Origin of the sequence: Burkholderia sp. AU45274, assembly GCF_030482505.1 — a bacterium.
Classification (GTDB): Bacteria; Pseudomonadota; Gammaproteobacteria; order Burkholderiales; family Burkholderiaceae; genus Burkholderia.
This window is the reverse complement of sequence record NZ_JAUJQE010000019.1, coordinates 27,379-46,363: the sequence shown is the minus strand read 5'-3', so window position 1 is coordinate 46,363 and position 18,985 is coordinate 27,379. Positions and strand designations below refer to the sequence as shown.

At 67.0% G+C, this 18,985-nt stretch carries 19 protein-coding genes; 8 read left to right on the top strand and 11 right to left on the bottom strand.

Going from position 1 to position 18,985, the window contains the following annotated elements; genetic code table 11:
• The first annotated feature begins 90 nt into the window (after window positions 1-90).
• Window positions 91-696: a nitroreductase family protein gene (locus tag QZM35_RS35975; RefSeq protein ID WP_301777678.1), complete on the top strand. Its 606-nt coding sequence runs from the start codon at window positions 91-93 to the stop codon at window positions 694-696.
• 188 nt (window positions 697-884) lie between these two features.
• Window positions 885-2,135 carry an Hsp70 family protein gene (locus tag QZM35_RS35970; RefSeq protein WP_089424376.1) on the top strand — a complete coding sequence of 417 codons (1,251 nt, stop codon included), beginning with the start codon at window positions 885-887 and terminating at the stop codon, window positions 2,133-2,135.
• Window positions 2,136-2,234: 99 nt separating this feature from the next.
• On the opposite strand, the gene QZM35_RS35965 is transcribed toward QZM35_RS35970, so the two are convergent.
• Complete coding sequence (locus QZM35_RS35965; protein ID WP_006477070.1) at window positions 2,235-2,438, bottom strand: cold-shock protein; 204 nt, start codon at window positions 2,436-2,438, stop codon at window positions 2,235-2,237.
• A 420-nt stretch (window positions 2,439-2,858) separates the two neighbouring features.
• On the opposite strand from QZM35_RS35965, the gene QZM35_RS35960 reads away from it, so the two are divergent.
• The gene (locus tag QZM35_RS35960; protein WP_089424377.1) at window positions 2,859-4,457 is read left to right on the top strand and encodes an APC family permease; all 1,599 of its coding nucleotides are present in this window, start codon (window positions 2,859-2,861) and stop codon (window positions 4,455-4,457) included.
• Between the two features lie 112 nt (window positions 4,458-4,569).
• On the opposite strand, the gene QZM35_RS35955 is transcribed toward QZM35_RS35960, so the two are convergent.
• The 7 genes from QZM35_RS35955 to QZM35_RS35925 all read right to left on the bottom strand — a co-directional run bounded on the left by QZM35_RS35955 (window position 4,570) and on the right by QZM35_RS35925 (window position 10,668).
• A complete protein-coding gene (locus QZM35_RS35955) occupies window positions 4,570-5,361 on the bottom strand; it encodes a class III extradiol ring-cleavage dioxygenase (protein WP_124584675.1) in 792 nt (263 codons plus the stop codon).
• A 210-nt stretch (window positions 5,362-5,571) separates the two neighbouring features.
• Window positions 5,572-6,168 carry a UbiX family flavin prenyltransferase gene (locus tag QZM35_RS35950; protein ID WP_048251007.1) on the bottom strand — a complete coding sequence of 199 codons (597 nt, stop codon included), beginning with the start codon at window positions 6,166-6,168 and terminating at the stop codon, window positions 5,572-5,574.
• Window positions 6,169-6,184: 16 nt separating this feature from the next.
• Window positions 6,185-6,496 (bottom strand): Grx4 family monothiol glutaredoxin, encoded by a 312-nt coding sequence (gene grxD / locus QZM35_RS35945; protein WP_006477066.1) that lies wholly within the window; start codon window positions 6,494-6,496, stop codon window positions 6,185-6,187.
• 67 nt (window positions 6,497-6,563) lie between these two features.
• On the bottom strand, window positions 6,564-7,406 hold the full coding sequence (gene prmC, locus QZM35_RS35940; protein ID WP_301777677.1) for a peptide chain release factor N(5)-glutamine methyltransferase: 843 nt from the start codon (window positions 7,404-7,406) through the stop codon (window positions 6,564-6,566).
• Between the two features lie 7 nt (window positions 7,407-7,413).
• Window positions 7,414-8,496 carry a peptide chain release factor 1 gene (gene prfA, locus QZM35_RS35935; RefSeq protein ID WP_089430537.1) on the bottom strand — a complete coding sequence of 361 codons (1,083 nt, stop codon included), beginning with the start codon at window positions 8,494-8,496 and terminating at the stop codon, window positions 7,414-7,416.
• An 82-nt stretch (window positions 8,497-8,578) separates the two neighbouring features.
• Window positions 8,579-9,877, bottom strand: a complete 1,299-nt coding sequence (gene hemA / locus QZM35_RS35930; protein ID WP_089424380.1) for a glutamyl-tRNA reductase — start codon at window positions 9,875-9,877, stop codon at window positions 8,579-8,581.
• A gap of 26 nt (window positions 9,878-9,903) precedes the next feature.
• Window positions 9,904-10,668 carry a response regulator transcription factor gene (locus QZM35_RS35925; RefSeq protein ID WP_301777676.1) on the bottom strand — a complete coding sequence of 255 codons (765 nt, stop codon included), beginning with the start codon at window positions 10,666-10,668 and terminating at the stop codon, window positions 9,904-9,906.
• A gap of 171 nt (window positions 10,669-10,839) precedes the next feature.
• Between QZM35_RS35925 and QZM35_RS35920 the strand changes: the two genes are divergently transcribed.
• Genes QZM35_RS35920 through QZM35_RS35905 form a run of 4 tightly spaced genes read left to right on the top strand, consistent with a single transcriptional unit; the run spans window position 10,840 to window position 14,140 of the window.
• Window positions 10,840-11,094 (top strand): hypothetical protein, encoded by a 255-nt coding sequence (locus QZM35_RS35920; protein WP_039352130.1) that lies wholly within the window; start codon window positions 10,840-10,842, stop codon window positions 11,092-11,094.
• 18 nt (window positions 11,095-11,112) lie between these two features.
• Window positions 11,113-12,927: an aminopeptidase P family protein gene (locus QZM35_RS35915; RefSeq protein ID WP_174975235.1), complete on the top strand. Its 1,815-nt coding sequence runs from the start codon at window positions 11,113-11,115 to the stop codon at window positions 12,925-12,927.
• Window positions 12,928-12,971: 44 nt separating this feature from the next.
• The gene (locus QZM35_RS35910) at window positions 12,972-13,520 is read left to right on the top strand and encodes a cysteine hydrolase family protein (RefSeq protein ID WP_301777675.1); all 549 of its coding nucleotides are present in this window, start codon (window positions 12,972-12,974) and stop codon (window positions 13,518-13,520) included.
• Window positions 13,517-14,140, top strand: coding sequence for an HAD family hydrolase (locus QZM35_RS35905; RefSeq protein WP_089424383.1), 624 nt, complete (start codon window positions 13,517-13,519; stop codon window positions 14,138-14,140). The genes QZM35_RS35910 and QZM35_RS35905 overlap by 4 nt, the downstream gene beginning before the upstream one ends.
• Window positions 14,141-14,278: 138 nt before the next feature.
• On the opposite strand, the gene ettA is transcribed toward QZM35_RS35905, so the two are convergent.
• The 3 genes from ettA to gcvA form a co-directional block, all read right to left on the bottom strand.
• Complete coding sequence (gene ettA, locus QZM35_RS35900; protein WP_089424384.1) at window positions 14,279-15,946, bottom strand: energy-dependent translational throttle protein EttA; 1,668 nt, start codon at window positions 15,944-15,946, stop codon at window positions 14,279-14,281.
• Between the two features lie 204 nt (window positions 15,947-16,150).
• Window positions 16,151-16,459, bottom strand: coding sequence for a DUF3761 domain-containing protein (locus QZM35_RS35895; protein ID WP_089424385.1), 309 nt, complete (start codon window positions 16,457-16,459; stop codon window positions 16,151-16,153).
• An 80-nt stretch (window positions 16,460-16,539) separates the two neighbouring features.
• Complete coding sequence (gcvA, locus tag QZM35_RS35890; RefSeq protein ID WP_069247023.1) at window positions 16,540-17,457, bottom strand: transcriptional regulator GcvA; 918 nt, start codon at window positions 17,455-17,457, stop codon at window positions 16,540-16,542.
• Between the two features lie 192 nt (window positions 17,458-17,649).
• Here gcvA and QZM35_RS35885 point away from each other — a divergent pair, with 192 nt between their 5' ends.
• On the top strand, window positions 17,650-18,954 hold the full coding sequence (locus QZM35_RS35885; RefSeq protein ID WP_301777674.1) for an MFS transporter: 1,305 nt from the start codon (window positions 17,650-17,652) through the stop codon (window positions 18,952-18,954).
• Window positions 18,955-18,985: the final 31 nt, after the last annotated feature.

Below are 18,985 nucleotides of genomic sequence, written 5' to 3'. Positions count from 1 at the left end.
GGGAGGATCGGGCGCGCATCGGCTCAAGCGGGTATGCTTGCGGTTCGCCAGGGCGTTCGCGCCCCTTCATCGATGTCAGCGAGGAACCGCATGTCCGTCAAACCTGCTCCCACCACTGTTTCGATTCACGACCTGATCGCGGGCCGCTGGAGCCCGCGCGCGTATTCGGATGAAGCCGTCAGCGCCGGCGATCTGCACGCGGTGCTCGAAGCCGCCCGCTGGGCGCCGTCCGCCTATAACGCGCAGCCGTGGCGCTTCATCGTATTCGACCGCACGCAGGACGAAGACGCATTCAAGCGTGCGTTCGCGACGCTGGTGCCGTTCAACCAGGGCTGGAATGCGCCGGCGCCCGTGCTGATCGCGGTGACCGCGCACACGCTCACGCCGAAGGGTGAGCCGGCCCCCACCGCGCTGTACGATGCGGGTGCCGCCGCGATGTCGCTGGTGCTGCAGGCACACTCACTGGGCCTGGCCGCCCATCAGATGAGCGGCTTCGACGCGAAGGCGTTCCGCGATGCGTTCGCGATTCCGGCCGACGTCGCGATTCCGGCGATCATCTCGCTCGGTCACTACGGCAACGTCGACAAGCTCGATCCGGTGCTGCGCGATCGCGAGAAGGCGCCGCGCACGCGCCACGCGATCGGCGAGGTCGTCTATGCCGGCGCGTGGAAGAAGGGTTTCGACGCGGTAGCCTGACCTGCGTGGCGGACGGGCTGCGTCGCGCATCCCGCCCGCATCGCTCTCCGGCGCGCCAGGTTGCGCGCCGCCGCCTCCAGGGCCCATTGCGCGGGACTGGTGGCCGGCCCCGGTTGTGATCCCGCGGGCTTCATGTTAAAAAGCCCGTCCTTTCCGTTTTCGCGCCGGCCCTGCTGCGGCAATTTCCCATGACTTACTGCGCGATCGATTTCGGCACGTCCAATTCCGCCGTGGCGCTGCCCGACGGCGACGGCATGCGCCTCGCGCCCGTCGAGGGCGACCACCTGACGCTGCCCACCGCGATCTTCTTCAACAACGACGAAGAGACGGTCGAATACGGCCGTGCGGCGCTGGCTTCCTATATCGACGGTTTCGACGGCCGGCTGATGCGCTCGATGAAGAGCATCCTCGGCTCGCCGCTCGCGGAAACGACGACCGATCTCGGCGACGGCAGCGCGATCGCGTACACCGAAATCATCGCGCGCTTCCTGACGCACCTGAAGCGCAAGGCCGAAGCCCGCGCGGGCGCGCCGATCGGCCGTGCGGTGCTCGGCCGGCCGGTGTTCTTCGTCGACGACGATCCGCGCGCCGACCGCCTCGCCCAGGACCAGCTCGAGGCCGCCGCGCGATCGGTCGGCTTTGCGGACGTGCAATTCCAGTACGAACCGATCGCGGCCGCGTTCGACTACGAGTCGCGCCAGCAGGCGGAGCGCCTCGTGCTCGTCGCCGACATCGGCGGCGGCACGTCCGACTTCTCGCTGGTGCGCGTCGGGCCCGAACGGATGGCGCGGCTCGAGCGCAAGGACGACGTGCTGGCCCACCACGGCGTGCACGTCGCGGGCACCGATTACGACCGGCGTGTCGAGCTGGCGGCGATCCTGCCCGCATTCGGCTACCGTTCGCTCGACCCCGAAGGGCGCGAGCTGCCGAACAAGATCTACTTCGATCTCGCCACCTGGCACCTGATCAACACGGTCTACACGCCGAAGCGGCTCGGCGAGCTGAAGCTGATGAAGCACCTTTACCGGGACGTGCAGCAGTACGACCGGCTCACGAGCGTGGTCGAGCAGCGGCTCGGGCATGCGCTGATGGCGCGTGCGGAAGAAGCGAAGATCGGCGTCGCGGCGGGCGGGGAGACGATGATCGACCTGAACGACGTGGAAGAGGATCTGCAGATCGCATTCGATGCCGACCGGCTCGTCGACGCGAGCCGCGACGACACCGCACGCATCGTCGACGCCGCGCGCGAGACGGTGCGGCTGGCGGGCGTGGCGCCGCGCGATGTCGGCGCCCTGTATTTCACCGGCGGCTCGACGGGGCTCGCGTTCCTGTCGGGCGCGCTCGCAGGTGCATTCCCGGATGCGCAACCGGTATTCGGCGACCGTCTCGCGAGTGTCGCGACGGGCCTCGGCATTCACGCGCAGCGATTGTTCGGTTGAATGCGGGCGGCTGAAAGGCCGCGATGCCGGTCGACCGGCGCCGAAAAACAAAAAGCCCCGCCGAAGCGGGGCTTTTTTTCACGAATTATCGCGCCAAGCTTAGACCGGACGGATGTTCGCAGCTTGCAGACCCTTCGGGCCCGTCTTCACTTCGAATTCAACCTTCTGGTTTTCTTGCAGCGTCTTGAAGCCTTCGACGCGGATTTCCGAGAAGTGCGCGAACAGATCGTCGCCGCCGCCTTCCGGGGTGATGAAGCCGAAGCCCTTTGCGTCATTGAACCACTTGACGGTACCGGTTGCCATGTTACTTGTTCCTAAAAAGATAAAACGGGGCCGAGGCCCATGGGGTGCGGAAAATCAAGGAAGGGGTAATAGGACCAACCGGAGTACCGTTGATGGGCGAACTACGAAAGAACCAATTCACTCGCCACTTGAAATCCTGCGAAGTCCTTTATACGGCTTATCAACCGCGTGGTCAACCGTATTTCCATGGACTCAGGGTTATTGCGGAGATCAGGTTTACAAAGCTTGCAAACGATGCGAATTTTTTGTAGGGGCCGAACGATTTTGGCGCCACGTTTGAGGTGCAACCGTTAAACTACGCGCCGCGTGGACGGGTTGCCCCGATCGGGTGACACGCCCCCCCAAAATTGCGTGCGCGGTGCTGTCCGAGCCGATCCCGGACCGCGGGCCGACCATGCTTTTTGAGACACAGGAGAGGATGTGAAGAGTTCTATTCAACGGAACATCGGCCCGTTTGCATTGATGCTGACGGGGCTGGGTTCGATTATCGGCTCGGGCTGGCTGTTCGGCGCCTGGAAGGCCGCGAAGATTGCCGGTCCGGCGGCGATCTGCGCATGGATCATCGGCGCTGTCGTGATTCTCGCCATTGCACTGACTTACGCGGAATTGGGCGCGATGTTCCCCGAGTCGGGCGGCATGGTGCGCTACGCGCGCTACTCGCACGGTTCGCTGGTCGGTTTCATCAGTGCGTGGGCGAACTGGATCGCGATCGTATCCGTGATCCCGATCGAGGCCGAAGCGTCGATCCAGTACATGAGCACGTGGCCGTATCCTTGGGCGCATGCACTGTTCGTGAACGGCGAATTACAGACGCTCGGCCTGCTGTTGTCGGCCGTGCTGGTCGTCATCTACTTCATGCTGAACTACTGGGGCGTCAAGGCCTTTGCGCGGGCGAACACCGCGATCACGATCTTCAAGTTCCTGATCCCCGGCCTCACGATCCTCGGCCTGATGCTGACGAGCTTCCATTCGGAGAACCTCGGCACGGCATCGAATGCAAGCTTTGCGCCGTACGGCTGGTCGGCGGTGCTGACCGCGGTCGCGACGAGCGGCATCGTGTTCGCGTTCAACGGCTTCCAGAGCCCGGTGAACCTGGCCGGTGAAGCGCGCAACCCGTCGCGCAGCGTGCCGTTCGCGGTGATCACGTCGATCCTGCTCGCGCTCGTGATCTACGTGCTGCTGCAGATGGCGTATATCGGCTCGGTGAATCCGGCCGACGTCGCGAAGGGCTGGGCGCACTTCAACTTCTCGTCGCCGTTCGCGGAACTCGCGATCGCGCTGAACCTGAACTGGCTCGCGATCCTGCTGTATGTCGACGCGTTCATCAGCCCGAGCGGCACCGGTACGACCTACATGGCGACGACCACCCGCATGATCTACGCGATGGAGCGCAACAACACGATGCCGAAGATGTTCGGCAACGTGCACCCGATCTACGGCGTGCCGCGCCAGGCGATGTGGTTCAACCTGCTCGTGTCGTTCATCTTCCTGTTCTTCTTCCGCGGCTGGAGCTCGCTCGCGGCAGTGATCTCGGTGGCGACGGTGATTTCGTACCTGACCGGCCCGATCAGCCTGATGGCGCTGCGCCGTTCGGCGACCGACATCGAGCGTCCGCTGTCGATTCCGCTGATGAAGCTGATCGCCCCGTTCGCATTCGTCTGCGCGTCGCTGATCCTGTACTGGGCGAAGTGGCCGCTGACGGGCGAGATCATCCTGCTGATGATCGTCGCGCTGCCGGTGTACTTCTACTTCCAGGCGAAGTCGGGCTGGACCGGCTGGGGTGACGACCTGAAGGCTGCCTGGTGGCTGGTCGCGTACCTGCCGACGATGGCCGTGCTGTCGCTGATCGGCAGCAAGGAGTTCGGCGGCCACGGCGTGCTGCCGTACGGCTGGGACATGGTGGTCGTCGCGGCGATCTCGCTGGTGTTCTACTTCTGGGGCGTGAATACCGGCTACCGGACCAAGTATCTCGACGAGCGTGAATCGCACGACGAGATCCTCGAGGGGGTCGGTGCCTGACGCGTGACCTGCCGCCGGATTCGGCGGCGGCAGCAAGCAGCGTAAAAAAACCCGTCCGAGCGATGCTCGGGCGGGTTTTTTGTTGGGCGGTCGGCGGCTGCCGCCCGACCGCTCAGGCGGTCGTGCCGGCGAACACGTAGTTCGTCATCGCGAGCACGCGCTGGTACGTGCCGAGCGACTGGATGCCGAGCTGGTAGTCGTCGTCCGCCGCGCCGAGTGCCGTGAACACCGGCAGCAGATGCTCGTCGGTCGGATGCATCAGCGCCGCGTGCGGCGCCTGCCGGCGGTAGTCGAGCAGCGCGTCGACGTCGCGCGCGGCCAGCTTCGCCTCGAACCAGTCGGTGAATTCCGCGACGCGCGGGTCCGCATCCTCCGGTGCCGCACCGAAATCGGCGGCGCGCAGGTTGTGCGTGATCTGGCCGGAGCCGATCACCATCACGCCCTCGTCGCGCAGCGGTCGCAGCGCGCGGCCGAGCGCGAAGTGGTGGGCGGCATCCGCGCGCGGCTGGATCGACAGTTGCGCCACCGGCACGTCGGCTTCCGGAAACATCAGCAGCATCGGCACCCACGCGCCGTGGTCGAGGCCGTGCTCGGTCGTCGCGGTCTCGATGCCGGCCGCATTCAGGAGCCCAGCCGCGCGTTCGGCGACGTCGGGCGCGCCGGGCGCCGGGTAGCGGATGTCGTACAGCGCCTGCGGAAAGCCGTAGAAATCGTGGATCGTTTCCGGGTGTGCGGCAATGCTGGCGACGGGGCGCTGCGTGCCCCAGTGCGCGGACAGCATCAGCACCGCGCGCGGGCGCGGCAATTCGGCGGCGAGGTGCGTGAACGCGCCGGACGGCAGCGTCGGGTCGATCGGCAGCGTCGGGGCGCCGTGGGACAGGTAGAGCGAAGGCAAGCGGTTCATGGTGGTGGCCTGCAGAGGGATTTGCCTGTGACTATAGGCGCGCACCGGATATTGATAAATCCGCGTTCTGGAATTTGATTGACGCTTGTTTGTTGATAATCCGGGCGGCGCCGTGCGCTTCACGGCAGCTGGACGCTGTATGCGCGAAATTGAGTGAATTTCAGTGAAAATCGGCGCGGATGTGCGACGAACGGATCGTAGGGTGCTCGCTTACTGCGCGTGCCGGATACCGGCCCACGGCGTCGTCAGCGGTGCGCTGAGCGCGAACAGGTCGAGTACGCGTGTGACGGTCTGGTCGACGAGTTCCTCGATCGTCTTCGGCATCGCGTAGAACGCGGGCAGCGGCGGGAAGACGATGCCGCCCATTTCGGTGACGGCCGTCATGTTGCGCAGATGCGCAAGGTTGAACGGCGTTTCGCGCACCATCAGCACGAGGCGGCGGCGTTCCTTCAACGTGACGTCGGCTGCGCGCGTGATCAGGTTGTCGGACAGCCCGTGCGCGACGCTCGCGAGCGTTTTCATCGAGCAGGGCGCGATCACCATGCCGTCGGTCGCGAACGACCCCGATGCGATCGTCGCGCCGACGTCGCGCACCGAATGCACGACGTCCGCACGGCTTTCGACATCCGCCTTCGACAGCTTCAGTTCGTGCTGGATGTTGAGCCAGCCGGCGTTCGAAATCAGCAGGTGCGTTTCGACGCCGCCGGCGGCGCGCAGCAGGTCGAGCAGCCGGACGCCGTAGATCGCGCCGGTGGCGCCGGTGATCGCGACGATCAGCCGGCGTGGCGGCGCGCTGGGAGAGGCCATCGAAAGGAGGGGCGTATTACGCGGCGGCGAACAGTTGCTGCAGTTCGCCCGACTGGTACATCTCCATCATGATGTCCGAGCCGCCGATGAATTCGCCCTTCACGTAGAGCTGCGGGATGGTCGGCCAGTTCGAGAATGCCTTGATGCCCTGGCGGATCTCGTCGTCTTCGAGGACGTTGACCGTCTTGAACTGGTCGACGCCGCAGGCTTTCAGCACCTGGACGGCGCGGCCCGAAAAGCCGCACATCGGGAATTGTGCGTTGCCCTTCATGAAGAGCACGACCTGGTTTTCGTCGACGATTTGCTTGATACGTTGTTGGGTGTCCATGACTGACCTTGCGTTTGCGGGGCGTTAGATCGAAATGATAGCGGATTTCAACCGGGCGGGCCGGGCATCAGCCCGGCAGGCGGCCGCCTGTCGTGCGTTCGATGGCGGCCAGATCGGCGAGCGATTCGACCGCGACGAAGCCGTGCGAGGCGAGCACCGCGCGCACGGCCTCGGCCTGGTCGTAGCCATGCTCGATCCAGAGCGTGCCGCCCGGTTTCAGATAAGAGCCGGCGCCCGCGACGATCGTGCGGATCGCGCTGAGGCCGTCGGCATCGTCGGTCAGTGCGCCGCGCGGCTCGAAACGCAGGTCGCCCTGCTCGAGGTGCGGATCGTGCTGCGCGATGTACGGCGGGTTGCTGACGATTGCGTCGAATGCGAGCGCCGGATCGAGCGCGGCGTACCAGTCGCTCTGCAGCCAGTGCAGCGGGCCGCCGGGGCGGCGCGCGTCGAGCAGCTTGCCGGCGTTGCGTTGTGCGACCTCAAGGGCGGCCGGCGAACGGTCGAGCGCCCACATGCGTGCATCGGGACGCTCGGCGGCGATCGATACGGCGATCGCGCCGCTGCCCGTGCCGAGATCGAGCACGGCCGGATGCGGCAGCCCGTCGATCGCATCGAGTGCGGCTTCGACGAGCAGTTCGGTTTCAGGACGCGGGATCAGCACGTCGGGCGTCACGTCGAACGGCCGGCCGAAGAATTCACGCATTCCGACGAGCTGCGCGACCGGCTCGCCGGCCAGGCGGCGCGCCTCGAGCGCGCGGTAGCGTTCGACCGCGGCCGCGTCGAGCGGCGCGTCGCCGCGCGTGATCAACTGCGTGCGGGTCCAGCCGAGCGCGTGCGCGAGCAACACGCGCGCATCGACCGCGTCGAGCGGCGACGCGCGCAGCAGTTCGTCGGCGGCGGTGTCGGGCATCGCGGCCTCAGTCGGCATCGCCGAGCGACGCGAGCAGTTCGGCCTGGTGTTCGCTGACCAGCGCGCTGATCAGTTCGTCGAGGTCGCCGTCCATGAGTGCTTCGAGCCGGTACAACGTCAGGTTGATCCGGTGGTCGGTCATCCGGCCCTGCGGGAAGTTGTACGTGCGGATCCGCTCCGAGCGGTCGCCGGAGCCGATCAGGCTCTTGCGCGTGGCGGCTTCCTTCGCGTGCTGCTCGTGATACTGCTTGTCCTTGATGCGCGCGGCGAGCACCTTCAGCGCGCGATCCTTGTTCTTGTGCTGCGAACGGTCGTCCTGGCACTCGACGACGATCCCGGTTGGAATGTGCGTGACGCGCACCGCCGAATCGGTCTTGTTGATGTGCTGGCCGCCCGCGCCGGATGCGCGGAACGTGTCGATCCGCAGGTCGGCCGGATTGATCTCGACCTCGCCGATTTCGTCGGCTTCCGGCATCACCGCGACCGTGCACGCGGACGTGTGGATGCGCCCCTGCGTTTCGGTGGCCGGCACGCGCTGCACGCGATGGCCGCCCGATTCGAACTTCAGGCGTGAATACGCGCCCTGGCCCGCGATCCGCACGATCACTTCCTTGTAGCCGCCGAGATCCGACGCGCTCTCCGACATCATTTCGACCTGCCAGCGCTGGCGTTCCGCGAAGCGCAGGTACATGCGCAGCAGGTCGCCCGCGAACAGCGCCGATTCGTCGCCGCCCGTGCCCGCACGGATTTCGAGGAAGATGTTGCGGTCGTCGTTCGGATCCTTCGGCAACAGCATCTTCTGCAGCTCGGTCTCGAGGCGGGTCATGCGCTCGCGTGCGCTGCGGATTTCGTCTTCCGCGAAGTCGCGCATCGACAGATCGCCGAGCAGTTCCTGTGCCGCCGTCTCGTCGCTGCGCGACTGGCGCCACAGCGCGTACTGTTCGACCACCGGGCCGAGTTCCGCATGTTCACGCGTGAGCTTGCGGTACTGGTCGAGGTCGGCCGTGACGTTTTCGCGGCTCAACAGGTCGTTCAGTTCGGCCAGCCGTGTGGACAGCTGGTCGAGCTTGCGTTGCATGCTCGTCTTCATGGTGTGGAGCGGCGCTCCCGGGCAAGGGGTATTCGGAAAGGATAGGCCGGCGCGCGGCCGGCGGCAGGGCGATCGGCCGGCGCTAGTGGCCGGACTGGTCGTTCGAGCGCGGGGCGTGCTGGTAGAAGCCGCGCATCAGGTCGATCAGCGAATCGCGATCGGCGCCGTTCACGCGGTTGAGCGCGCTCGTCGGGCCGTGGATCAGCTTGTTGGTCAGCGCTTGCGACAGCGCTTCGAGCACGGCGGCCGGATCGTCGCCGCGCGCGAGCAGCTTCTGCGCCTTGTCGACTTCGGCCCGGCGCAGTGCGTCGGCCTGCGTATGCATGTGACGGATCACCGGCACGACGCTGCGCGTGTCGAGCCATTGCATGAAATTCTGCACGCGCGTTTCGATGATCGTTTCGGCCTGCGCGACCGCAGCCTGGCGCGAGGCATTGCCTTCGCGCACGATCGCGCCGAGATCGTCGACGGTGTAGAGGAACACGTCCTTCAGCTTGCCGACTTCGGGCTCGATGTCGCGCGGCACCGCGAGGTCGACCATGAAGATCGGCCGGTGGCGGCGTGCCTTCACTGCGCGCTCGACTGCGCCGAGGCCGATGATCGGCAGCGTCGACGCCGTGCACGACACGATGATGTCGAATTCGTGCATGCGGGTCGGCAGGTCGGCGAGCGGCATCGCACGGCCGTTGAAGCGTTCGGCGAGCCGCTGGCCGCGTTCGGCCGTGCGGTTCGCGACGACGAGTTCGCGCGGGCCTTGCGCGGCGAAGTGCGTCGCGCACAGCTCGATCATTTCGCCGGCGCCGATGAACAGCACGCGCTGATCCGACACCTTTTCGAAGATCCGTTGCGCGAGGCGCACCGCGGCGGCGGCCATCGACACCGACTGCGTGCCGATTTCGGTCGTGCCGCGCACCTCCTTCGCTACCGCGAACGTGCGCTGGAACAGCTGGTTCAGATAGGTGCCGAGTGCGCCGGCTTCCGTCGCGGTGCGGACGGCGTCCTTCATCTGGCCCAGAATCTGCGTTTCGCCCAGCACCATCGAATCGAGGCCGGATGCGACGCGAAACGCGTGCCGGACCGCTTCCGACTGCGGCAGCGCATAGACGTGCGGCGCGAGTTCGTCGACCGGGATCCGGTGATACTCCGACAGCCAGCGGATCGCGCCTTCGCGTGCCGCGCGATCGTCGGTCGCGCAATACAGTTCGGTGCGGTTGCAGGTGGAGAGGATCGCCGCTTCGGGCGTATTGGGCGCCTGGGGGCCGAGAAACACGTTCTTGAACGTGACGAGAGCCGGCTTGATCTGCTCGAGCGGAAACGCCACGCGTTCGCGCAAGGCGACAGGCGCAGTGTGGTGATTGATTCCGATCGTGAGGAGTTGCATATCGAGGGCTATCGTTTAGCCCCATATTATAGCGTTTCAGCGATTTCCTCACTCGCCGCATACCGGGCATCAGCGTGGCGGGGCCGGGAATTTGGGGGCTCGATCGGCACGCGGTCGAGCTGATAGCCGTAGCCGTAGAGCGGCAGCAGCCGGTAGCCGCGCTCCGGAAGCAGCCGTAGTTTGCTGCGCAGCCGGGACGCATGGGTATCGAGCGTGCGCGACTTCATGTCGCGGCGGCGCGCCCACACCGTTTCGAGGATATGGGCGCGCGACACCGGCCGCGACAGGTTCGTGAACAGCAGCTGCGCGAACCGGAACTCCTTCGGCGTGAGTGAAACGATTGCGTCGTCGAAGCGAACGAGGCAGTGGGTGGCGTCGAAAGCGTATTCGCCATACATTTCGCGCGAGCGGTTGGTTGGCCGGCGGACGCCGGCGCGCCGGCTCAGCGCGTTGACGCGCGCGAGCAGCTCGGGCCCGCTCACGGGGCGTACGAGGCAATCGTCGGCGCCCGCGTGCAGGCACGATACGATTTCGCTCTCGCGCGGCAGCAGCATCACGGCGATGGCCGGCAGCCCCGGCAGGACCGTCTGCGCACGCGGGATGACTTCCTCGGCCGGCTGGTCGCCGGCCCAGTGGCCGGTGATCAGCATGTCGCACGTGTTGTCGGTGGCGAGCCACTCGAACAACGCCGCGCTGGACGGAAACGCGTGGCACACATGACCGCCCGCAAAGAGCAGGCGGTTCAGGAGCGCGGCATGGCGCGCGTCCGGATCGATCAGAGCGATTCGCATGAGAATTTCTTCAATACGGCAGCCGGCGCGCGCTTGCCATAACGTCGAGTCGGCCCCTACACTCGAATGTTGGCGGCACCCGGCTGGTCTCGGGTTCGATGGATGAATCGATGCTAGCCGCTGGCAACGTTCACGCCTATGGGACGAATCTGAATTTATAGAAGGCGTCGAATGAACTGGTTTGGAATCCTTGTCCTGGGAGCGGCCGTCGGGCTGTTCGGCCGATGGCTGCATCCGATGCGGCGCACGGGCCGGCCGGCATGGTGGATCGCGGTGCTCGCCGGCATCGTCGGCGCGGGCGCGGCCCGCATGGCCGGCAATCTCTCGGGACTGTTTTACGATGGCGAGACGCTCGAATGGCCGGTCTGCACCGGTGTCGCGTTCCTCGTCGTAGCCGTGACGGTTACGCTGTCGGCCCGTCGCTGAATGTTCTCAGGTGAAATCATGAATGCCCGTCTTCCCGAAGTCTCGCCGGTGCCGGCCCGCCTCGCGCTGCTGCGTGGCGCCATGGCCCGCGAGGACCTGGCCGCCTATCTCGTGCCGTCCGCCGATCCCCATCTGTCCGAGTATCTGCCGGAGCGCTGGCAGGCCCGTCGCTGGCTGTCCGGCTTCACGGGCTCGGTCGGCACGCTGGTCGTGACCGCGGATTTCGCTGGGTTGTGGGTCGACAGCCGCTACTGGGTACAGGCCGATGCCGAACTGGCCGGCACGGGCGTGCAACTGATGAAGATGACGGGCGGGCAGCAGAGCGCGCCGCACGTCGACTGGCTCGCGCAGAACGTGGCGGCAGGGGCGACGGTCGGCGTCGACGGCGCCGTGCTGGGTGTCGCGGCCGCACGCGGGCTGACGGGCGCGCTGAACGCACGCGGCATCGCGCTGCGCACCGATCTCGACCTGCTCGACGCGATCTGGCCCGAGCGGCCGGGGCTGCCCGGCGATGCGGTGTTCGAGCACGCGGCGCCGCAGGCCGATACGACGCGCGCGAGCAAGCTGGCCGAAGTGCGCCGCGCGATGGACGCGCAGGGTGCGCAATGGCATTTCGTGTCGACGCTCGACGATCTCGCATGGCTGTTCAACCTGCGCGGCGCCGACGTCAACTTCAATCCCGTATTCGTTGCGCACGCAATGATCGGCGCCGATCGCGCGACGTTGTTCGTCGCCGACGGCAAGGTGTCGCCGGCGCTGGCCGCGTCGCTCGCGAAGGATGGTGTCGACGTGCGCGCCTACGACGCCGCGCGCGCCGCGCTCGCGTCGCTGCCGGACGGCGCGACGCTGCTGATCGACCCGCGCCGCGTGACGTTCGGCACGCTCCAGGCCGTGCCGGCCGGCGTGAAGCTCGTCGAGGCCGTGAATCCGTCGACGTTCGCGAAGTCGCGCAAGACGTCCGCCGAGATCGAGCACGTGCGCGTGACGATGGAACACGACGGCGCCGCGCTCGCGGAATTCTTCACGTGGTTCGAGCAGGCGGTGAACCGCGAGACGATCACCGAGCTGACGATCGAGGAAAAGCTCACGGCCGCCCGCGCCCGGCGCCCCGGCTATGTGTCGGCGAGCTTCGCGACGATTGCGGGCTTCAACGCGAACGGCGCGATGCCGCACTACCACGCGACGCCGGCGTCGCACGCGACGATCGCCGGCGACGGCCTGCTGCTGATCGATTCGGGCGGCCAGTACGTGACGGGCACGACCGACATCACGCGTGTCGTGCCGGTCGGCACCGTCAGCGACCTGCAGCGGCGCGATTTCACGATCGTGCTGAAGTCGATGATGGCGCTGTCGCGCGCACGCTTCCCGCGCGGCATCCGCTCGCCGATGCTCGACGCGATCGCGCGCGCACCGATGTGGGCGGCCGGGCTCGACTACGGCCACGGCACGGGGCATGGCGTCGGCTACTTCCTGAACGTGCACGAAGGCCCGCAGGTGATCTCGCACTACGCGCCGGCCGAGCCGCACACGGCGATGGAAGAGGGCATGATCACGTCGATCGAGCCGGGCGTGTATCGACCCGGCCAGTGGGGCATCCGGATCGAGAACCTGGTCGTGAACCGCGCGGCCGGGCAGACGGAATTCGGCGATTTCCTCGCATTCGAGACGCTGACGCTGTGCCCGATCGACACGCGCTGCGTGCTGATCGAGATGCTGCACGACGACGAGCGCGCATGGCTGAACACGTATCACGCGACGGTGCGCGAGCGTGTCGGCCGGCACCTGAGCGGCGATGCGAAGGCGTGGCTCGACGCGCGCACGCAGCCGATCTGACACGACACGCGATAACGGCCGAACGACACAACCGAGGGCAGGCAATGGCGGACACCGCAGTGATCGTGGTCGACATGCAGCGCGGGCTGGTGGAGCGGGCGCGGCCCGCTTACCGGCTCGACGATGTGGTATCGGGCATCAACCGGCTGACGGCGGCGCGTGCGGCGAACGCGCCTGTGTGCTTCGTGCAGCACGACGGCGATGCGGACGACGACATCGTGCCCGGCACGCCGGGTTGGGAGCTGCATGCGGGGCTGGTTGTCGGGAACGACGACTGGCGTGTGCGCAAGCAGGTGAGCGATTCGTTTCACGACACGCCGCTCGCGGCGCAACTCGACCGCCACGGCATCCGTTCGGTGCTGATCTGCGGTTATGCGACCGAGTTCTGCGTCGATTCGGCCGCGCGCCGCGCGGCGCTGCTCGGCTACCGGACGACGGTCGTGTCCGATCTGCACACGACGAACGAGCGCACGCACCTGTCGGCCGCGCAGATCGTCGCGCACCATCACTTCGTATGGCAAAGCAATTCGCTGTCGGGTAACCCGGTGACGCCGCGTCCGCTCGCGGACGTCCTTTCGACGGAGTTCGCATGACGATCAAGGCCGTGGTGTTCGATTTCGGCGGCGTGCTGATCGACTGGAGCCCCGAGTACCTTTACCGGGAGTTGATTCCCGACGACGCGGAGCGTCGCTGGTTTCTCACGCATGTGTGCGCGATGGACTGGGTGATCCGCCAGGACGGCGGGCAGACGATCGAGGAAGGCACGGCCGAGCTCGTCGCGAAGTTTCCGGAGCACGAGGCGCTGATCCGCGCGTTCTACGCGCGCTGGCACGAAATGATCGGCGGCGTGCTCGAAGAGGGCGCCGCGCTCGTCGATCGACTTGAAGCGCAGGGGATGCCGCTGTTCGGCCTGACGAACTGGTCCGCGCAGACGTTTCCGTATGCGTGGGACAACTTCCCGGTGCTGCGGCGTTTCAAGGAGATCGTCGTGTCGGGGCGTGTGCAGCTCGTGAAGCCCGATCCGGCGATCTACCGCGAGATGCATGCGCGGATCGAACCGCACCTGCCGGGCATCGCGTCGCACGAACTCGTATTCATCGACGACAACGCGAAGAACGCCGCGGCCGCGACGGCGCTCGGCTGGCACGGCATTCATCACACGAGTGCGGCGACGACCGAGGCGCGGCTGCGCGAACTGGGCGCGCTCGCGTAAGCGGCGGGCGAGCAGCCCGCCATCGGATAAAAAAAGCGGGCCAGCGGCCCGCTTTTTTGTTGTCACGCTTCCTGAAGCGGCCCCCCCTCGGCGACCGGCCCCGCGTTGCCGCGGCGCCGGGCACCCGGGCCGTGCCGGTCAGCGGCTGATCGGCTTGTAGCGCAGGCGCTTCGGCTTCGCGGCTTCCTCGCCGAGGCGTGCACGCTTGTCGGCTTCGTACTCCTGGTAGTTGCCGTCGAAGAACGTGACCTGCGAATCGCCTTCGAACGCGAGGATGTGCGTCGCGATCCGGTCGAGGAACCAGCGATCGTGCGAGATCACCATCACCGAGCCCGCGAATTCGAGCAGCGCGTCTTCCAGCGCGCGCAGCGTTTCGACGTCGAGGTCGTTCGACGGTTCGTCCAGCAGCAGCACGTTGCCGCCCGAGATCAGCGTCTTCGCGAGGTGCAGGCGGCCGCGTTCACCGCCGGACAGGTTGCCGACGATCTTCTGCTGGTCGCCGCCCTTGAAGTTGAAGCGGCCGATGTACGCACGCGACGGCGTTTCGTACTTGCCCACCGTCAGCACGTCGGCGCCGCCCGAGATTTCCTCGAACACCGTCTTCGTGCCGTCGAGCGCGTCGCGGCTCTGGTCGACGTACGCGAGCTTCACGGTCGGCCCCATCACGACTTCGCCCGAATCCGGCTGTTCCTTGCCGGTCAGCATCTTGAACAGCGTCGACTTGCCGGCGCCGTTCGGGCCGATGATGCCGACGATCGCGCCGGCCGGGATCTTGAAGCTCAGATTGTCGATCAGCAGACGGTCGCCGAACGACTTGCTGACGTTCTTGAACTCGATCACTTCATTGCCGAGGCGTTCGCCGGCCGGAATGAAGATTTCCTGCGTTTCGTTGCGCTTCTGGTATTCCTGGCTGCTCAGCTCCTCGAAGCGCGCGATACGCGCCTTCGACTTCGCCTGGCGGCCCTTCGGGTTCTGGCGCACCCACTCCAGTTCCTTCTTGATCGCCTTCTGGCGCGCCGATTCCGACGCTTCTTCCTGCTTCAGGCGCTCTTCCTTCTGGTCGAGCCAGCTGCTGTAGTTGCCCTTCCACGGAATGCCGTGGCCGCGGTCGAGTTCGAGAATCCACTCGGCCGCGTTGTCGAGGAAGTAGCGATCGTGGGTGACCGCGACGACGGTGCCCGGGAAGCGCACCAGGAACTGCTCGAGCCAGTCGACCGATTCCGCGTCGAGGTGGTTGGTCGGCTCGTCGAGCAGCAGCATGTCGGGTTTTTCGAGCAGCAGCTTGCACAGCGCGACGCGGCGCTTTTCACCGCCCGACAGATGTTCGATCTTGGCGTCCCACGACGGCAGGCGCAGTGCGTCGGCGGCCACTTCGAGCTGCTGCTCGGGGCTGCCGCCGTCGCTCGACGCGAGGATCGCTTCGTACTTCGCCTGCTCGGCTGCGAGCGCGTCGAAGTCGGCGTCCGGCTCTGCGTACGCCGCGTAGATTTCCTCGAGTTTCTTGTTGGCCTGGAACAGGTCGCCGAGGCCTTCCTCGACGGCTTCGCGCACCGTCTTCGTCGGGTCGAGCTGCGGCTCCTGCGGCAGGTAGCCGATGTTCAGGTTCGGCATCGGCGTGGCTTCGCCTTCGATGTCCTTGTCGACGCCCGCCATGATGCGGATCAGCGTCGACTTGCCCGAGCCGTTCAGGCCGAGCACGCCGATCTTCGCGCCGGGAAAGAACGACAGCGAGATGTCCTTCAGGATCTGGCGCTTGGGCGGCACGATCTTGCCGACCCGGTTCATCGTGAAAACGTATTGGGCCATTTCGGTGTGAAAGTCAGAAGTGGTTGAGACTGCCGCGCAGCGCGTGGGCGTGGCGGCGTCGGGTGATTCGGTACGGAGCGTGCCGCGCGAGGCGCGGCGGCGTCGCCGCGTGTGGGCGGCGCGAGCGGCTATTGTACTTCGCCGCCGAGTGTCGCTGACAGCGGCGGAGTGCTGCAGCGGTCCGGATTGGCCATTCGGCCGAGGCTACAGCCACGCGGCGACGCCGCCGTGCCCCGAGCACGTGCCGCGGCGGTGACGGCTGAAGCTGTACGTGCCGTCGCGGCAGCGCGCGCTCGCACCGTCGGGCACGCGGCCCGACTTCGAATGCGCGGGGGCGTGCACGGTTTCGCCGTCGCGGTTGCGATACGTGTCGTGGCGGTCGAGATCGGCTTCGTTGCTGTAGCCGGTCGGTGCGCGATACGCGTGTGCCGGAAGGGGCAGCGCGGCGCACGCGACGAAAAATGCGGCGGACAGCGTCGCGACGCGTGTCGCGCGGCGGAGCAGGGCGGGCATGGTCTCTCTCGGTCTATTGTTATCGGTGCCGGGCCGCATGTTAGCCGATCGGCAGAGGAAGCGCGCCGTGACGCAGGGCGCTACGCCGCGCCGGACATCGATGCCGCACCGTCGGCCAGTGCGGCGTCGAGGATCCATCGGCGAAAGGCGGCAACCTTTGGCCGTTCCGCGTGATGCGGCGGATAGACGAGGTAGTACGCGAAATCGTCGAGCCACGCGACGTCGGCGAGCTGCACGAGCCGGCCGCTTGCCAGCTCGCCGCGCACCATCGCGGCCGGCAGCAGCCCGGCGCCCTGGCCGGCGACGATCGCCTGCAGCAACAGGCCCGAGTCGTCGAACGCGGGGCCGCGCGGCGGGCCAAAATCGTCGATCCGCTGCGCGCCGAACCAGATGTGCCAGCCCTTGCGCTCGGCGTCGTGCAACTGCGGCCAGCCGACGAGCTCGGCCGGCGTCGCCGGCATGCCGAGCCGCGCGACGAGTTCGGGCGATGCGAGCGCGACGATCTCCACCGTCAGCAGGCGCTCGCTGCACAGCCCGATGTAGCGCCCGAGGCCATGACGGATCGCGACGTCGACGCCGTCGCGCGAGAAGTCCGCCAGTGCATGGCTCGTGACGACCTGCAGGTCGACGTCCGGGCAAGCCTCCCGGAACTGCGCGAGGCGCGGGACGAGCCACGCGGATGCGAAGAACGGCGTGACGCTCACCGTTAGCACGCCGCTGTCGGCCGCACCCGACACGCGCTGCGACGCATCGGCGATCTGCCGGAACGCGTTGCGCACCGGCGGCAGGTAGTCGCGGCCGGCGGCCGTGAGCAGGATGCCGCGGTTGACGCGCTCGAACAGCTGTACGCCGAGATGCGTCTCGAGCGTGCGGATCATCTGGCTTACCGCGCCGGGCGTGACCGACAGCTCCTCGGCGGCCGCCTTCACCGACAGGTGGCGGGCGGCCGCTTCGAATGCGCGCAGCGGGTTGAGAGGCGGCAAGCGGGAACGGTTCATTCAGTTTTTCTAAATCGAAAGTCCGACGAAATATCGTTTGAGACGATGCATATGCGCGAGTACCGTTGACGCATCGGATCGCATGCTGCGCGACTGCCTGTCGGCAGCCGATGCGATCAACATAGTTCAACTATATCCAAGAGGCAATCCGGACGCCGACCGGCGGCCGGGGAACCTGAGAGGAGCATCGTCATGAACCGCCCGGGCGCATCGCGCGTTTTCTACGGCTGGTACGTGGTGGCGGCCGCGTTTGCCGTCACGTTCGTCGGTTTCGGCAGCGCATACACGTTCAGCGCCTTCGTCGAGTCGCTGCAGCGGGATTTTGCCGCGTCGCGCGGGCAGATCTCGCTCGTGTTTTCGCTCGCCGGCTTCCTGTATTTCGGTTTCGGCATCGTCAGCGGGCCGCTGGCCGACCGCTTCGGCTCGCGGCGGCTCGCCGTCGCCGGGATGTTGCTGACGGGCATCGGGCTCGCGGCTGCCGGCGCCGCGCATACGCTGGTGCAGGTCTACGTCGCGTACGGGCTCGGTGTCGGTCTCGGCGTCGGCTGCGCGTACGTGCCGGCTGTCGGCGCCGTGCAGCGATGGTTCGTGCGCCGGCGCGGCTTCGCGTCGGGGCTCGCGGTCGCCGGGATCGGCGTCGGCACGCTGGTGATGCCGCCGCTCGCGTCCGCGCTGATCGCGCACGTCGGCTGGCGCGGCGCGTATTTCACGCTGGCCGTGATCGCGGTCGTGATCGGCGCGGGGATGGCGTTGCTGATCGAAAACGATCCGCGCGGGCGGGGGCTGCTGCCGGACGGAGAGGCGGCGCATGAGCCCGTCGAGGGCGGCGGCGCGAAGGCCACCGCGCGCGATGCGGGGCCTTCGGTGTCCGGTGCGGCCGCTAGTCGGAAGCCGGCTGCCGGCGCGACGGTGCGCGAAGCCGTCACGTCGCGCTCGTTCGCGAGCCTCTACGCGGCATGCCTCATCTGCTCGTTCGGCGTGTTCGTCCCGTTCGTTCATCTCGTGCCGTACGCGCTCGATCATCGCGTCTCGTCATCGACGGCCGTGCTGCTGCTCGGCGCGATCGGCGTCGGCAGCACGGCCGGCCGCTTCTTCCTCGGCGGTCTCGCCGACCGCTTCGGCCGCCGCACCTCGCTGCTCGCGATGTTCGCGGGCATGGCCGTCGCGCTCGTCGCATGGGCCGGCGCCGGCACCGTCGCCACGCTTGCCGCGTTCGCACTGGGGTTCGGCGTGTTCTACGGCGGCTGGGTCGCGGTGCTGCCGGCGGTGGTGATGGACTATTTCGGCGGCCGCAACGTGAGCGGGATCATCGGCGTGCTCTATACCAGCGTCGCATTCGGCACGCTGATCGGGCCGACCGCGGCCGGCTTCATCTACGACGCGGGAGGCGGCTATCTCGTGCCGATCCTGGCCAGTGCCGCCGCGAATGCGATCGCGTTCGCGATCGTCGCGACGACGGGGGGCGCGTCGACGGCCGCACATGCGGCGCGCGGATAAGCGCACTTCCCACGGCACGGCTTCGCGAATT